Annotated in this window: 20 protein-coding genes; 13 read left to right on the top strand and 7 right to left on the bottom strand. The window is 40.2% G+C overall.

From position 1 onward, the window contains the following. Positions 1-99: 99 nt before the first annotated feature. The 10 genes from F981_RS16135 (at position 100) to F981_RS16090 (ending at position 8,309) form a co-directional block, all read left to right on the top strand. Positions 100-942, top strand: a complete 843-nt coding sequence (locus F981_RS16135) for a metal ABC transporter solute-binding protein, Zn/Mn family (protein WP_004723430.1) — start codon at positions 100-102, stop codon at positions 940-942. A 171-nt stretch (positions 943-1,113) separates the two neighbouring features. Next, the gene (locus tag F981_RS16130) at positions 1,114-1,512 is read left to right on the top strand and encodes an ATP synthase subunit I (RefSeq protein WP_004723429.1); all 399 of its coding nucleotides are present in this window, start codon (positions 1,114-1,116) and stop codon (positions 1,510-1,512) included. Positions 1,513-1,615: 103 nt separating this feature from the next. Next, positions 1,616-2,491 carry a F0F1 ATP synthase subunit A gene (gene atpB, locus F981_RS16125; protein ID WP_004723427.1) on the top strand — a complete coding sequence of 292 codons (876 nt, stop codon included), beginning with the start codon at positions 1,616-1,618 and terminating at the stop codon, positions 2,489-2,491. 83 nt (positions 2,492-2,574) lie between these two features. Beyond that, positions 2,575-2,820, top strand: a complete 246-nt coding sequence (atpE, locus tag F981_RS16120; protein ID WP_000424060.1) for a F0F1 ATP synthase subunit C — start codon at positions 2,575-2,577, stop codon at positions 2,818-2,820. Between the two features lie 39 nt (positions 2,821-2,859). Further along, entirely contained in the window at positions 2,860-3,330 is a 471-nt protein-coding gene (locus F981_RS16115; protein WP_004723424.1) for a F0F1 ATP synthase subunit B, read from the top strand. Between the two features lie 11 nt (positions 3,331-3,341). After that, the gene (locus F981_RS16110; protein ID WP_004723423.1) at positions 3,342-3,878 is read left to right on the top strand and encodes a F0F1 ATP synthase subunit delta; all 537 of its coding nucleotides are present in this window, start codon (positions 3,342-3,344) and stop codon (positions 3,876-3,878) included. Positions 3,879-3,938: 60 nt separating this feature from the next. Continuing rightward, entirely contained in the window at positions 3,939-5,483 is a 1,545-nt protein-coding gene (atpA, locus tag F981_RS16105; RefSeq protein ID WP_004723422.1) for a F0F1 ATP synthase subunit alpha, read from the top strand. Between the two features lie 88 nt (positions 5,484-5,571). Continuing rightward, positions 5,572-6,441, top strand: a complete 870-nt coding sequence (gene atpG, locus F981_RS16100) for a F0F1 ATP synthase subunit gamma (protein WP_004723421.1) — start codon at positions 5,572-5,574, stop codon at positions 6,439-6,441. Between the two features lie 26 nt (positions 6,442-6,467). Next, positions 6,468-7,862, top strand: coding sequence for a F0F1 ATP synthase subunit beta (gene atpD / locus F981_RS16095; RefSeq protein ID WP_004723420.1), 1,395 nt, complete (start codon positions 6,468-6,470; stop codon positions 7,860-7,862). 27 nt (positions 7,863-7,889) lie between these two features. Next, entirely contained in the window at positions 7,890-8,309 is a 420-nt protein-coding gene (locus F981_RS16090) for a F0F1 ATP synthase subunit epsilon (protein WP_004723419.1), read from the top strand. 99 nt (positions 8,310-8,408) lie between these two features. Here the strand turns inward: F981_RS16090 and F981_RS16085 are convergent, their stop codons facing one another. Next, positions 8,409-9,182 carry a tRNA(His) guanylyltransferase Thg1 family protein gene (locus F981_RS16085; RefSeq protein ID WP_004723418.1) on the bottom strand — a complete coding sequence of 258 codons (774 nt, stop codon included), beginning with the start codon at positions 9,180-9,182 and terminating at the stop codon, positions 8,409-8,411. Positions 9,183-9,278: 96 nt separating this feature from the next. On the opposite strand from F981_RS16085, the gene F981_RS16080 reads away from it, so the two are divergent. Further along, the gene (locus tag F981_RS16080) at positions 9,279-9,578 is read left to right on the top strand and encodes a hypothetical protein (protein ID WP_004723417.1); all 300 of its coding nucleotides are present in this window, start codon (positions 9,279-9,281) and stop codon (positions 9,576-9,578) included. Positions 9,579-9,583: 5 nt separating this feature from the next. On the opposite strand, the gene F981_RS16075 is transcribed toward F981_RS16080, so the two are convergent. Next, positions 9,584-10,027, bottom strand: coding sequence for an ATP-binding protein (locus tag F981_RS16075; protein ID WP_004723414.1), 444 nt, complete (start codon positions 10,025-10,027; stop codon positions 9,584-9,586). A gap of 95 nt (positions 10,028-10,122) precedes the next feature. On the opposite strand from F981_RS16075, the gene F981_RS16070 reads away from it, so the two are divergent. Beyond that, positions 10,123-10,593, top strand: coding sequence for a hypothetical protein (locus F981_RS16070; protein WP_004723413.1), 471 nt, complete (start codon positions 10,123-10,125; stop codon positions 10,591-10,593). Between the two features lie 25 nt (positions 10,594-10,618). Here the strand turns inward: F981_RS16070 and F981_RS16065 are convergent, their stop codons facing one another. The 5 genes from F981_RS16065 to F981_RS16045 form a co-directional block, all read right to left on the bottom strand. Further along, positions 10,619-11,224 carry a hypothetical protein gene (locus F981_RS16065; protein WP_004723412.1) on the bottom strand — a complete coding sequence of 202 codons (606 nt, stop codon included), beginning with the start codon at positions 11,222-11,224 and terminating at the stop codon, positions 10,619-10,621. Positions 11,225-11,502: 278 nt separating this feature from the next. Next, a complete protein-coding gene (locus tag F981_RS16060) occupies positions 11,503-12,048 on the bottom strand; it encodes a glutathione peroxidase (protein WP_004723411.1) in 546 nt (181 codons plus the stop codon). A gap of 154 nt (positions 12,049-12,202) precedes the next feature. Continuing rightward, positions 12,203-12,727, bottom strand: coding sequence for a hypothetical protein (locus F981_RS16055; protein WP_004723410.1), 525 nt, complete (start codon positions 12,725-12,727; stop codon positions 12,203-12,205). 188 nt (positions 12,728-12,915) lie between these two features. After that, a complete protein-coding gene (locus F981_RS16050; RefSeq protein ID WP_004723409.1) occupies positions 12,916-13,662 on the bottom strand; it encodes a helix-turn-helix domain-containing protein in 747 nt (248 codons plus the stop codon). Between the two features lie 12 nt (positions 13,663-13,674). Beyond that, positions 13,675-14,913: an MFS transporter gene (locus F981_RS16045; protein ID WP_227515188.1), complete on the bottom strand. Its 1,239-nt coding sequence runs from the start codon at positions 14,911-14,913 to the stop codon at positions 13,675-13,677. 149 nt (positions 14,914-15,062) lie between these two features. Between F981_RS16045 and F981_RS16040 the strand changes: the two genes are divergently transcribed. Further along, entirely contained in the window at positions 15,063-15,707 is a 645-nt protein-coding gene (locus tag F981_RS16040; protein ID WP_004723407.1) for a TetR/AcrR family transcriptional regulator, read from the top strand. The last annotated feature ends 3 nt before the right edge of the window (positions 15,708-15,710 follow it).

Raw genomic sequence — 15,710 nt, 5'->3', positions numbered from 1 at the left:
GCAAATATTAACATGAAGCTCTATCAACTTACGAATGGCGTAGGTATTTTTTAACTTCTGTTATACTATAACATAAATTTTTTTTGGTAATACACTCCCATGAATCGCATTATCGCCTTTTGCTTATGTGCATTATTTATTAGTGTCACTTGGGCTCAAGCGCCTTTAGTGGTATCAACTCATCCTATTTATTTGATTGCAAAAGAAATAACTGAAGGCATAGAAGAGCCTGTTTTGCTTTTGGGAAATCAAACGGGGCATGATGTGCAACTTACACCAGATAATCGCAAAACGATTATGGACGCTTCATTGGTGATTTGGCTGGGAAAAGAACATGAAGCACCTTTGGAAAAGGTTCTAGGTGAGAATACAAAGGCGATTTCAATACTCAATTCAGGTATTATTCAAGCACTTCCTTTAAGAAGTCCAAAAGGTGTTGCACTGAAAGATACGATTGATACACATGTGTGGTTAGATCCAAATAATGCTGTACGTATCGGTTTCTTTATTGCAGCCTTACGTTCACAACAACATCCAGAAAATAAAGCAGCATATTGGAATAATGCGAAGAAGTTTGCCAGTGAAATGCTGCGCGTTTCACAGAAAAGTATCAGTGCTGGTAGCGCACGTCCATACTGGGCTTATCATGATGCTTACCAATATTTAGAGCGTTCATTAAACTTAAAATTTGCAGGTGCGATGACAGATGATCCGCATGTTGCGCCGACCGTGACTCAAATCAAGTTTTTAAATGACACGAGACCTTACAAAAAAATGTGCTTGCTGGCAGAAGGCAGCGCAAGTCCAAGTCAGTACCGAAAATTGGGTGAAATTTCATTTCAAGCGGTAGACGAAACTTTGGCTAAACAACAAGATTTTGTGGTTGCATGGCAGACTTTGGCTCAACAAACACAAGCTTGCGTACTTAATGCACGGAAATGATGCAAAAATTAATCAACAATTGTTCATATGCAAAGCAACCTGTATATCGAAAAAAACACGACTAAGGTCGGGAAAAGATTGCATGTTCAGGGGTGTAACTCTATAATGCCTGCGATTAAAAACGATCATCAGCTAAACTTGTCAAGCATTTATGCTGTGAGTGGATAAAAAATGAGCCAAACTAGTCGCTTGATTGACCGACGATTAGCAAAAGCTTTGGTCTATTTGCAAGCGTTTATGATTCCTGTTTCAGCCTTGGTAGCGTGGGTCTTGAAAGACTCGACTGCGGCTCTGAGTGCAGCGTTAGGTGCACTGATATGTTGGCTTGCCAGTTGTTATTTTTCTTGGCAGTCGTTTCGAGCAGCAGGGGCGCGTGCTTCAAAACAGGTTCTTTCGAACATGTATAGAGGCTTAATGGGCAAATTTGCAATTGTGATCGTTGGTTTCATTTTAATTTTATGCAATGTCAAACCGTTATCTCCGGTGGCATTGTTTTGTGGTTTTATTCTCGTTCAAGCGATGTCGTGGATTGCACCTTTTTGGGTAGCACGGCAACAAAAACGAGTATAAGCGCAGCAGAAATTGAAAATTTTTTTGGGGATTAACGAGATATCATGCAGCACGCGATATTCGTTAACTCTATTTATTATTTGACATTGACCAGGTGTGATTTATGGCTGCTGAAGAACATGCCCTGACTTCGACCGAGTATATCAAGCATCACTTGACCAATATGACCTATGGCAAAATGCCAGATGGTACTTGGAAATTGGCTGAAAGTGGTGCAGAAGCTCAACAGATGGGGTTCACTGCTATCCACTTGGATTCAATGGGTTGGTCAATTGGCCTTGGTGTGATTTTCTGTTTGATATTCTGGTGCGTAGCGAAAGCTGCAAACTCTGGTGTTCCTACCAAGTTCCAGTCTGCAATCGAAATGATTATCGAGTTTGTTGACTCAAGTGTTCGTGATACGTTTCATGGTAAATCACGTTTAATTGCGCCTTTAGCCTTGACCATTTTCGTGTGGATTTTCCTCATGAATGCGATGGACTTAATTCCTGTTGACTGGATTCCGTATACAGCTCAATTGATTGGTGCAAACGTATTTGGTATGGACCCTCACCACGTTTACTTCAAGGTTGTTCCATCTACAGACCCTAACATTACCCTTGGTATGTCTTTGTCTGTATTTGCGTTGATCTTGTTCTATAGTATTCGTGAAAAAGGCATCGGCGGTTTCGTTGGTGAATTGGCACTTAACCCATTTAATCCAAGTAACCCAGTTGCAAAAGCGTTATTGATTCCAGTGAACTTAATTCTAGAATTAGTAACATTCCTTGCACGTCCAATTTCATTGGCACTCCGATTATTCGGTAACATGTATGCGGGTGAGTTAATCTTCATTCTTATCGCGTTGTTACCTTTCTGGATCCAGTGGGCGTTGTCTGTGCCTTGGGCTATCTTCCACATTCTTGTTATTACATTGCAAGCCTTCATTTTCATGATGCTAACAATCGTATACTTGAGCATGGCAAGCGAAAAACATTAATGGTATTGCCTAACTGTCATCCGGTGGTTAGGTATAATTTTTTTACTTTAATTTGGTATAAACCTAACCTCTGAGGAATTATCATGGAACTCACTTTAGGTCTAGTTGCAATTGCATCTGCTATCTTGATCGCTTTTGGTGCTTTAGGTACTGCGATTGGTTTTGGTCTTTTAGGCGGCCGTTTCCTTGAAGCTGTTGCTCGTCAACCAGAATTGGCTCCACAACTTCAAACTCGTATGTTCTTAATCGCAGGTCTTCTTGATGCTGTGCCTATGATCGGTGTTGGTATTGGCTTGTTCTTCATCTTCGCTAATCCATTTGTAGGTTAATCAGCTTAATTCCGAAATTCACTATTTGAGGAATTTGCAATGAATATCAACCTCACATTGTTTGGCCAAGCGATTGCATTTGCGATATTTGTCGCATTCTGCATGAAGTTTGTATGGCCACCACTAATCAATGCGATTAGTGAGCGTCAGCGTAAAATCGCTGATGGCTTAAATGCTGCAGAGAAAGCGAAAGCTGATCTTGCTGATGCACAAGCACAAGTTAAGCAAGAAATTGATGCGGCGAAAGCACAAGCGGCTCAATTGATCGAACAAGCGAACCGTCGTGCGGCACAATTGGTCGAAGAAGCGCGTACTCAAGCATCTGCTGAAGGTGAGCGTATTCGTCAACAAGCGAAAGATGCTGTTGACCAAGACATCAATTCTGCTCGTGAAGAATTACGTCAACAAGTTGCTGCTCTTGCAGTTGCTGGTGCAGAGAAAATTCTGAACCAACAAGTTGACGCAGAAGCTCATAATGCCATGCTGAATCAGCTGGCTGCTAAACTTTAAGAGAGGCGAATATGGCTGAATTCTTGACGTTGGCACGCCCATACGCTAAAGCAGCATTTGCTTATGCATCTGAGCAAAATGCAACTGACGCTTGGTCAAATGCATTACAACTGCTCAGTGCTGCGGTGCAAGATGAAGCATTCTCCGCTTATTTAAATCGCCCTGAGTTGACACCTGCAGAGCAGGTTGATCTTTTTGCGAAAGTTTTAGGTAATGAACAAACTGTGGCTGTGTCAAACTTTTTGACACTTCTTGCAGACAATGGCCGTTTAGCATTGTTACCTGAAATTGACACAGAATTTGAGCAACTCAAATCGCAAAATAACAACACTGTAGATGTTGTGATTGAATCCGCTTTTCCATTGGATTCAGTACAAGAACAGAAGTTGGCTCATGCGTTAGAAAAACGCTTGAACAGCGCTGTGAAAGTTACAGTTGAAGTAAATCCAGCATTGATTGCTGGTGTTGTTATTCGTGCAGGCGACCAAGTGATAGATGATTCTGCGCTTAGCAAGCTTGAAAAAATGCGGACTCGTCTTCTAGCGTAATTGTTAAAAATAACTACGTCTAAAGAAGACTGAACTTTAAAAAGATTGAGGTATAGCGCAATGCAACAACTGAATCCATCCGAGATCAGTGCGCTCATTAAACAGCGTATCGGCGATCTGGACACCAGCGCGACCGCTAAGAACGAAGGGACCATTGTTATGGTTTCCGACGGTATTGTGCGTATTCACGGCCTTGCTGATGCAATGTACGGTGAAATGATCGAATTCGACGGCGGCTTATTTGGTATGGCACTGAACCTAGAACAGGATTCAGTGGGTGCCGTTGTCTTAGGTAACTACTTAAGCCTTCAAGAAGGTCAAAAAGCTCGTTGCACAGGTCGTGTATTAGAAGTTCCGGTTGGTCCAGAACTTTTAGGCCGTGTAGTAGATGCTTTGGGTAACCCGATTGATGGTAAAGGCCCTATTGATGCAAAACTTACTGATGCTGTTGAAAAAGTAGCACCAGGTGTAATTTGGCGTCAATCAGTGGATCAACCTGTACAAACTGGTTATAAATCAGTAGATACAATGATCCCTGTTGGTCGTGGTCAGCGTGAGTTGATCATCGGTGACCGTCAAACTGGTAAAACAGCAATGGCGATCGATGCGATCATTGCTCAAAAACAATCAGGCATTAAGTGTGTATACGTTGCGATTGGTCAAAAACAATCAACAATTGCAAACGTAGTACGTAAGCTTGAAGAAACTGGCGCTATGGCGTACACAACTGTTGTAGCAGCTGCTGCAGCAGATCCTGCAGCAATGCAGTATCTTGCTCCATATGCTGGTTGTACAATGGGCGAGTACTTCCGTGACCGCGGTGAAGACGCACTTATCATTTATGATGACTTGTCTAAACAAGCTGTTGCTTACCGTCAAATTTCATTGCTTCTTCGTCGTCCACCAGGTCGTGAAGCTTACCCAGGTGACGTGTTCTATCTTCATTCACGTCTACTTGAACGTGCTTCTCGTGTATCTGCTGACTATGTTGAGAAATTCACTAATGGTGAAGTTAAAGGCCAAACTGGTTCATTAACTGCATTGCCAATTATTGAAACTCAAGCGGGTGACGTATCTGCATTCGTACCGACAAACGTAATTTCGATTACTGATGGTCAGATCTTCTTAGAAACATCATTATTCAACGCAGGTATTCGTCCTGCTGTGAACGCGGGTATCTCTGTATCGCGTGTTGGTGGTTCTGCTCAAACGAAGATCATCAAAAAATTGTCTGGTGGTATCCGTACTGCTTTGGCGCAATACCGTGAATTGGCAGCATTTGCTCAGTTCGCTTCTGACCTTGATGAAGCAACTCGTAAGCAACTTGAACATGGTCAACGTGTAACTGAATTAATGAAGCAAAAACAATATGCTCCATATTCAATTGCTGACCAAGCTGTTTCAATTTATGCATCTAACGAAGGCTATATGGCTGACGTTGAAGTGAAGAAAATCGTAGACTTTGATACTGCGTTAATCTCTTACTTCCGTTCAGAACATGCTGCGTTAATGCAAAACATCGATGAAACTGGTAACTACGACAAAGACATCGAAGCTGCAATCAAAGCAGGTATTGAAAGCTTTAAAGCGACTCAAACTTACTAATTTCAATGTATGTTGTTGTTAGTTATGGTTTGGTTCACGGATCAACCTTCGGAAGCTCGAAAGGGCTTTCGAATACTAGGTTAAGCGTATGGCAAATTTAAAAGAAATTCGCGCCAAAGTAGCTAGTATCAAGAGCACGCAAAAGATTACTCGCGCGATGCAAATGGTAGCAGCTTCTAAGATGCGTCGTGCGCAAGAGCGCATGGCTCAGGGCCGTCCGTATGCCGAAAATATGCACCGTGTAATTGCTCATTTGGTCCAAGCGAATCCTGAATACAAACATCGCTATATGGTTGAACGCCCTGTAAAACGCGTTGGCTATATCATTGTTTCTTCAGATCGTGGTCTTGCTGGTGGTTTGAACATTAACTTGTTCAAAAAAGTGGTAAAACACGTACAACAGCAACAAGAGCAGTCAATTGAAGTTCAATTTGCTTTAATTGGTCAAAAAGCGGTTTCGTTTTTTAAAAACTACGGCGGTAAAGTACTTGGCGCAACTACGCAAGTAGGTGATGCTCCAAGTCTTGAACAGTTAACTGGTTCTGTACAGGTGATGTTAGATGCATTTGATAAAGGCGAGTTAGATCGTATTTATCTTGTGTCAAACGGCTTTGTCAATGCCATGACTCAAAACCAAAAAATCGAACAACTTGTTCCTTTAGCTGCGGCTGATACGGACGAGGATCTTAACCGCCAATATGGTTGGGATTATCTATATGAACCAGAAGCTGAAGAGCTTTTAAATGGTTTATTGGTTCGTTACATTGAGTCTATGGTTTATCAAGGTGTGATTGAAAACATCGCATGTGAGCAGTCTGCTCGTATGGTTGCAATGAAAGCTGCAACTGACAACGCAGGTGATCTTATCAAGAGCCTACAACTCATTTATAACAAGCTGCGTCAAGCCGCGATTACTCAGGAAATTTCTGAGATCGTTGGTGGTGCCGCTGCCGTTTAACATTATTTTGAATTGAGGAGACAGCAATGAGTAGCGGTCGTATCATTCAGATCATCGGCGCGGTTATCGACGTCGAGTTTGAACGCAATAGCGTTCCTAAGATCTATGACGCTCTCCAAGTTGACGGTACTGAAACTACTTTAGAAGTTCAGCAACAACTTGGTGATGGTGTAGTTCGTACCATCGCAATGGGATCTACAGAAGGTCTTAAACGTGGTCTAAACGTATCTAATACTGGTGCACCTATTTCTGTACCTGTAGGTACTGCATGTTTAGGTCGTATCATGGACGTTCTTGGTCGCCCAATCGACGAAGCTGGTCCAGTTGCGACTGAAGCGCGTTTGCCGATTCACCGTCAAGCACCTTCTTATGCTGAACAAGCTGCTTCTACTGACCTTTTAGAAACTGGTATTAAAGTCATTGACTTACTTTGCCCGTTTGCTAAAGGTGGTAAAGTTGGTTTATTCGGTGGTGCCGGTGTTGGTAAAACTGTAAACATGATGGAATTGATCAACAACATCGCGAAAGCTCACTCAGGTTTATCTGTGTTTGCTGGTGTTGGTGAGCGTACTCGTGAAGGTAATGACTTCTACCACGAGATGAAAGATTCTAACGTTCTTGACAAAGTAGCAATGGTCTACGGTCAGATGAATGAGCCACCGGGTAACCGTTTACGCGTAGCGTTAACTGGTTTGACCATGGCTGAATACTTCCGTGATGAGAAAGATGAAAACGGTAAAGGCCGTGACGTATTGTTGTTCGTTGACAACATTTACCGTTACACATTGGCTGGTACTGAAGTATCTGCTCTTTTAGGTCGTATGCCATCTGCAGTAGGTTACCAACCAACGCTTGCAGAAGAGATGGGTGTTCTTCAAGAACGTATTACATCGACTAAGTCTGGTTCGATTACATCTATCCAAGCGGTATATGTACCTGCCGATGACTTAACAGATCCATCGCCTGCAACTACATTTGCTCACTTAGATGCAACTGTAGTATTGAGCCGTGACATCGCATCTTCTGGTATTTACCCAGCGATCGATCCACTTGACTCTACTTCACGTCAGTTAGATCCACTTGTTGTTGGTGCTGAGCATTATGAAATTGCACGTTCTGTACAGAACGTATTGCAACGTTATAAAGAGCTTAAAGACATCATCGCAATCTTGGGTATGGACGAGTTAGCAGAAGAAGATAAGTTGATTGTTTACCGTGCGCGTAAAATCCAACGTTTCTTCTCTCAACCGTTCCACGTAGCTGAAGTGTTTACTGGTGCTCCTGGTAAACTTGTACCACTTAAAGAAACAATTCGTGGCTTTAAAGGTCTTCTAGCTGGTGAATACGATCACATCCCAGAACAAGCGTTCTATATGGTTGGTGGTATTGACGAAGTGATCGCTAAAGCCGAGAAGCTTTAATTAGCAACTCTAATTTAGGAGATTCACATGTCGACTATGCAATGTGATGTTGTAAGTGTTAATGAGTCTTTGTACTCAGGCACTGTGACAATGCTTATCGCAAAAGGTGCTGGCGGTGAATTGGGTATCATGCCTGGTCACGCTCCGTTAGTCACCTTACTCAAGCCGGGCGCAATTCGCGTTCTGCTTGAAAACGGTACAGAAGAGTTAATCTATGTATCTGGTGGTGTTCTAGAAGTTCAACCGCATGTTGTTACTGTGCTTGCAGATACTGCAGTTCGTGCTGACAACTTAGATGAAGCTGCAATTCTTGAAGCACGTAAACATGCTGAACAATTGCTTGCAAATCAAAAAAGCGATTTGGACTCTGCTGCTGCTTTGGCTGCTCTTGCAGAAACTGCTGCTCAGTTGGAAACCATCCGCAAAATCAAAAACCGCGCGCTATAACACGCAGTTTGAGATTGAAAAACCACCCGCGAGGGTGGTTTTTTTATGCGATTAATTTATGGAGGGTTCAAATTTATATCGGTTCAACATGGTAGGAGCTTATTCTTGGGGGGTGTCCAATAAAAATTGTGTTTGTATAAATTGACTATAATCATCCCCCAAAGGTAATTCATAGTCTTTAAAAATGTGTCGACGAGTTGATACTGTCGACTGTTTAGTTTTTGGATTAAAACCAATTTTTTCAATATCTTTCCAATATAAACCTGTACCACGCTTCTGCCATGCAGGTAATTCATTAAAGTTAATGTCACGGCTAAAGAGTAAATCATGCTTCTCTTGGCGAGATAATCCTTTTACTTGGTCGGTTGCATTTTTTACATTTTCTCCTTCCTTGCGCAACATCCAATAGCAATGTGCATTGAGTGCGTTGCGATGAGCATCTTCATGACGCCAACGAAAATAATCTTCAACAGTTTTTGCATTGGGCAGTATACAAATTCGAGCATCAAAAGTTGCCATCTCACCATGTAACACACTGAATTTTGCACTGGCTTCTGCGGCTAAAATAGAAATAATTTTTCGTGTTTTACGATTAAAGCTGTCATCTTTTAAATGAAACAGTAAGGAGATTTCATCGCTTTGTGTATAGCCATAAATAATATTAAAGCCACATTGCATTAAGTGAGCTGTTGTTTCGACCATCAAGTCCCTAAAACGAAGATCAAAGGGCGCTTCAAATTTCCAAATATCTTTGGTGAGTTTGGTAAAGCCACGTCCATCCAAACGCACAACGATATATTGTTCTGGTGGTACACAGAAATCATAAGCTGTTTCATAAACACGTAATCGTGTATCTAGATCATCAAATCTCATGGTTAAACTTCTTCGTTATTCTCATGCTAAAGTTATATTTCATCACTGACTAGTTTTAGCATAATCTAAACAATAAAAAAGGAGATATAGAAGACAATGCACCTCATCGAACAGCAAGCGCACTTTTGGGAACTTTATCAAACGCAAGATGACTACTATCTTAGTATAGCCGTAGATATGAGTTCTGTTGTTTCATGTTGGGATATTTATTTAACCGAAGTAGAAATTCAGGCGTATCACAACAAAGGTCGAATTGCGATCGAAGATTTGGCAAGTTCAATTGTGGCTGAAACCTATCGTGGAGATTTTTCCAATTTAGCAGCTCGTAAAGTACCTAGAGAAATACAACAACAGATGCAAACCGCATTTAAAACATGGCGGTTGGCTCAACATTAAATTTTTTATTCAGTTATGACCGTAATTGAAAAGTCATTATTTTCTATCATGTTTACTTTAAACAGCGCATCAAAACCTTCTGAACGATTCGGGACTTCTAATTTATAAAAGGTGGCTTTAACGCCTTTTTCAGCAATATTGGCTTTACCCTCACGTTGTGCATTACGCTGTAAAGTACTGTCTAGATCCGTTTCAAAATAATATGAAATGATCTCGAAGCCAGCAGTTTTGGCAAGTTGAATATAACGGGCTCGATCGGCTTTGCTTATGTTGGTGTTATCTATCACGATTTTGGTTTTAGAGGCTATAGCTGCTTCAAACAGTATCTTTTCGCGATGGCGTGTTTTTAGCATATCGAGATTGATACGTAGATGTGTATGGTAAAAATACTGTTGATAAAAAGTAGATTTACCCGAAGCTTGTACGCCTGTGAATAAAATCAGTTGCATGAAACACTACAAAAATACAGTTAATCTGCTATTAAATCATGTTCATGAACTTTGCTACAATCCCTTCATTGTTGTAGAAAACCAATAAACTTAAAATGAAAAAATTAGTGCAATGTCGGTATTTATTTTCTGTACTTCTACTGAGTGCTGTTTCAGCATGCCAAAGCCAATTTGTCACCACACCAAATGCACCCACTGAAGCAAGTTTGGTGGCAAATTCAGTGGGAAATGGTTTAGAAACAGAGTTAGATATCGATTATGTTGTCGCATTTAAAAATTTGAAAATGGCCTATGGGCAATGTGTTGCGTTTACTGGCGAAAAAGATTTTGTCTTTACCGACAATCGACTAGAACGAGATTTAGAAATGGGAACCTTGTTTACCCGTACAGAGGGTGGGGCGTATTTATCAAAAACCTTGGTGGAATCCATTGGAAAGAATAAAACCCGTTTAACGCTATTTTTACCCGCAAGTTATAAGTCTGCTCAAGCTCGTTTTAAGTTAGATGCTAAACGCGCACTAGGACAAGATCGATCATGTAATGTCGCCAAGCCAAGCCAAGGCTGATCTGTTCAAATCTAATTAACGCTGTTCAAGTGGCTTGCTCTGTATTTGATCCAGGAATCATCATGCCTGCCAGTTTAAGCATATCTAGTTGGATGGTATTCATTTGTTGTTCGATTTTCTTAAAATCAACTTTTGAAATGTCTAAATCACCGTTTAACAGTGCTGAGTTAAGCACTTGCTTATTTGCTTGTAGCACTTGTTGGCGGATACCATCAATCTCTTGGCTTTTTAAATCTAATGAAATCAATGCTGTATTAAAGCCTTGTAGTTCACGAGTCAATGTTTTGACAGATTGTTGCAGCTCAGCTTGATTTTGTGATTGTATCGCTTGTTGTAAATTAGATTGGCTTTGCTGTAATTTTTCAACATAGTCACCAGTTTTCAGCTGTACGTTGGCAACATCACGTGCGATATAAAACATATTGCCTTGTTTTAAATCTTCAGTACTTTTTGCTGTTGATTGATTATTATTATTTGAGTCGGATGTATTCTCACTCATTTGCGCAGTTTCAATCGCTTGAGCGTCATCTTGTTGACGTGATTGTTCAGCTGCTTGATTACAGCCTAGTAGTAACATGCCAGAAATAAAAATAACAAAAGGCAAAACCGCACCTTGTAAAAACTTTTTCATCGTTGTCCAAAAGTAATTTAATCGGTTATGAATTCACTATAATTTGCAAAAGTGTAGAGATTGAGGATTGTTGCAAAGGACATACAGTCTGTAACTTTAGAGATTCATTTCTACTCAAACAAAAGCAAAAAAGAATGCATTTTTAGTACGCCATTGAAGGTTTCGAAATTTTAAATTGTGAATAAAGCTAGAGGGATTTTGATCGAAAATATAAAATTTTCGATCAAAACTGCAAAATATAAAAATTTATTTAAAGCATAGTGCTTTTAATGCTCGATCTATTTTGCTAATTCAGCTTCAATCGCAGATGTAATTCGTGGATCATCAGCAGTGATATCTGGTGCAAAACGTGCCACGATTTCGCCATTTTTACCGATTAAGAATTTTTCAAAGTTCCAAAGGACTTCAGGTTTTGGGTTTGGTGTTAAGCCATAATCGACTAAGTCTTTCCACCAAGGACCTTCACCAATACGTTCAGGGATTGCATGAATTAAGCTGTCATAAAGTGGATGTTTATCATCACCAGCAACTGAAATTTTAGCAAAAAGCGGGAAGTCGACATTGTAAGTTAAAGAGCAAAATTGCTCGATTTCATCATTTGTTCCAGGCTCTTGCGCAAGAAAGTTATTTGCAGGAAAGCCGAGGATTTCTAAACCTTGATCTTTCTTTTCAGTATATAGTTTTTCTAAACCTTCATATTGTGGAGTAAGGCCACATTTAGATGCAACGTTAACGATTAAAAGAACTTTACCTTGATATTGATTCAAGGTCGTCGCTTCACCTTTGATGGTATTGACTGGGATGTCATAAACGGAATTGCTCATAGGGGTATCCTTAAAAATCAAAAGACAGTGATTAGAAATATGTCTAATGTTTTAGCGATATTCCAAGATTTCAGCAAGTTACATTTGTATATAAGTGTAATAAAAAAAGCAGATCATAGGATCTGCTTTTAAAAACTGCATCAAATTTAATCGATTATGGTGCAGCGTTTGCTTTGGCTTGAAGTGCTTGCATTTCAGTTAACAGGCTTTGTTGTAACTCAGTACCTTTCTTTTGTAGTTCCATGATTTTTTGTGGATCTGGTGAAGTCGCTAAACCAGCTTCAGACATTTCAACGCCTAGGTTATTTGACTCTTTCATTTTGTCACGTACAGACGCAACTTCAGTACTTTTAAGTGCTAAACCATCAAGATCTTTGTTGAAACCATCCACATAAGTTTTCATTTTATCGACAACACCTTTCAGTGCATCTTTATCACCCTTTTGTGCAGCTTGCATCACTTCTGTTTGGAAGTTCAATGCTTCTTTAGCTTTCGCTGTAGACATTGTTTGAAGTGCAGTTAAATCGCTTTTGATATCAGCAGTATTGTTGGTACTTAAAGAAACCGCAGCTGCAGCAGGTTTGTTCTCAGTTCCTGAAGCTGAATCAGCTGGTTTTTTATCACATGCAGTTAAAGCAAACGCTGAAGCACATAGTGTAGCTAGTAGTAATTTTTTCATTTATTCGAACCCTTCATTATTTAAAATTCTTATGAATTTGACGGTAATATATACAAATTCAAAAAGTTATATGCTTAATCTAGAGCATAAGATGCAAAATGCACAATTTTAAGGCAATTTTCTATAGTATTTTTGTATATAAACTTATCAATAAAGCGGAATTAGGCTGCTTGAAAAATACCCCAATCTTAAAGATTTCGCATTTGTGCTGGGGTTTGATGAGTGTAACGCTTAAAAAACTCAATGAAGCTGGATGTGTGTTGATAGCCGAGGTCTAAGCTAATTTTTTTAATTGAGATGCCTTGTTGGATCAATGAGATTGCATAAATAATCTTGGCGCGATTACGCCATTCAGACAGCGAAAGTTTAAGGTGCTCTTGGCTAAGTCTAAGTGCATGCCGTTCAGTAATCTGAAAAGTATCGAGAATTTCTTGAAGGCTTTGGGGGAAGCGTGTTGTATCCGACAAATGCTCAAGAATAGGCTTGAGTGTGGGATGGTTGGTTTGCGGTAAATAATGCTCATAACACACACTATTTTGGATTTGATCGACCAACAGTTCTAATAAGTGTTGATAATAGGGAGATGATGGAATCCCTTGTTTCTGCTGCTCTAAAACTTCTTCAATGGTATGACGTAAAAAAGGGCGAATACTTAAAGTCTTTGTGCTTTGGGATAAGCTTTGACAAAGCTGAGGATGAATACGGATACAGATGTAATGCGTCAGTTGATCATCCACAGCTGTACAACAATGTTCGGTTTGCGGCGGAATCCACAAACCATAACTTGGTGGAGACAGATAGGTTTGTTCTGCGACATTGAGTTCTAAAGTCCCATTTAAACTCAAATTAAAATCACCCCATAAATTTGAATGGGGTGTCACTACATCATGCTTTTGGTAGAAAAATTCTTCTACAGAAATCAGCGCTGAATACATAGTTGAAAAGACTTAACTCTCACATTGAATGGCAGTGTTTTCAGCTTTGGGGTTATTTAATCCACGACTCAGCGTGAAGATTGAAATAAAGGCCAAAAGGATAAAACTCAGTACACTATACAATAAAATGTTGGCATTAAAATGGTCAACAACATAGCCACCGATTAATGCACCTGTTGCAATCATCACTTGGAAGAAACCAACAAATAACGGCATGCCTTTTTCTACAGCTTGAGGGGCGTGTAAAAACATCCAAATATTGGCAGTGGTTGGAAATGCACCAAATGCAAAGCCCCAAAGCGCTGTAAGAATAAAGGCGCCTGATGGATGAATTGCAAATAGAGGAAAGCCAAAGAATACAACCGCAAAACAGATGGCAACGAATGCAAAGGTATAACGCACATTCAAATTACCGCTATAACCAGCAAAAGCATTACCAAAGATACCGGCGATACCAAATAATAGCAGTAGCGAACTGATGGTAGCACTGTCAAAGCCTGCTGAATTTTTAAAGAACGGGGTCAGATAGCTATATGATGAAAAATGAGCTAAACCAATCAACAAAATAATAATCAAACCTTGTCTGGCTTTACTGATTCTTAGCAATGCAGGTAAGTCTTTAAAATGAATGGCAGATTCTGGTTTTAAACTTGGGATAAATTTAATTCCCAACAGTAAAACAACGAAGCCGATGGCGGAGGTAATTCCAAATGATGTTCGCCAGCCATATGCATCACTTAGCCATGTCCCAATCGGTACACCAAGAACAGTGGCTAAAGTTACCCCAGCCATGACAGTTGCTGTTGCTTTCGCAATAGGTAAATGGCTTGGTGCTAAACGACCACTTAAGGCAATCGCAGTCGCCCAAAATCCACCAATTGCAAATCCAAGAATGAAACGGCTCAGCAATAAAATTTCAAAAGTTGATGCAATTGCAGTGATGGCATTGGCAAACACCATCGTTGCAGACAAGGCTAGGAGTAAGTAACGTCGATCTAAATTTTTGACTAGAACGGGAAGGAGTGGTGCTGCTATGGCGGCCATGATCCCTGGGAGAGTGATCATCAAACCCGCTGTACCAACAGATACATGCAAATCACTGGAAATGTCGTTGAGGACACCAATTGGGAGAAACTCACTGGTGACCAAAGCAAAAGCAGTAATTGCAACGGTTAATAGCGCCAACCAGCTCCCTTGGCTACTGGGGGGAATCTCAGAGGACTGTGGTTCTGAAACTTCTGATTGCATCATATTCATGAAGATATATTCCTGCTGTAAAGCGAAAGCATATGGAGGTATTTTTTAATTCATTAACGATCGTTATAAAAATAAAATATTTGATTAATTTTGTGTTGTCAATTAATTTAATAATGTTCGTTATAAAAATATATGTGAAAGTTATGGCTGATTCTGAAAAACATGCTTTAGTCGCTGAAAAACAAGCACCTAAGCGTGGGCGTGGTCGTCCTAAATGTTTTGATGAACAACAAGCGCTACAAAAAGCCATGTTGTTGTTCTGGGAATATGGCTATGAATCCACATCGATGAGCGATTTAACCAAAGCCTTAAATCTTACTGCACCCAGTATATATAGTAGTTTTGGGGACAAATCACAGCTGTTTCATGCCTGTTTGGAGTACTACTTAAAGCATGAGGCATGTCCTTTGGAAGTTATTTTTCAACAAGCCAAAACAGCAAAAATCGCTATTGAAATTTATTTGTATGAAAACCTTAAAAAACTGGTTCAACAGAATAAACCGACGGGCTGTATGTTGGTTACCGCAACCATGAATTGTTCACAAGAACATGCACCGATTCAGCATGATCTCTTGTTGAAAAGACAACAAGTCAAAGAAAATATCTACCAACGTTTGCAACAGGGTGTCAAAGAAGGTGACTTAAACCCACACGCCAATATTCAAGCGATGACAGATTATTATTCAACGGTGATCCAAGGTTTAACCATGCAAGCCCGTGATGGGGTTGGTGCTGAACAGTTACAAAGTGTGGTGACTTTAGCAATCAAAACTTGGGAATTATTTTAAGTT

Source organism: Acinetobacter guillouiae CIP 63.46 (genome assembly GCF_000368145.1).
In the GTDB taxonomy this organism is placed as follows: Bacteria; Pseudomonadota; Gammaproteobacteria; order Pseudomonadales; family Moraxellaceae; genus Acinetobacter; species Acinetobacter guillouiae.
This window is presented reverse-complemented; position numbering and strand designations above follow the sequence as displayed.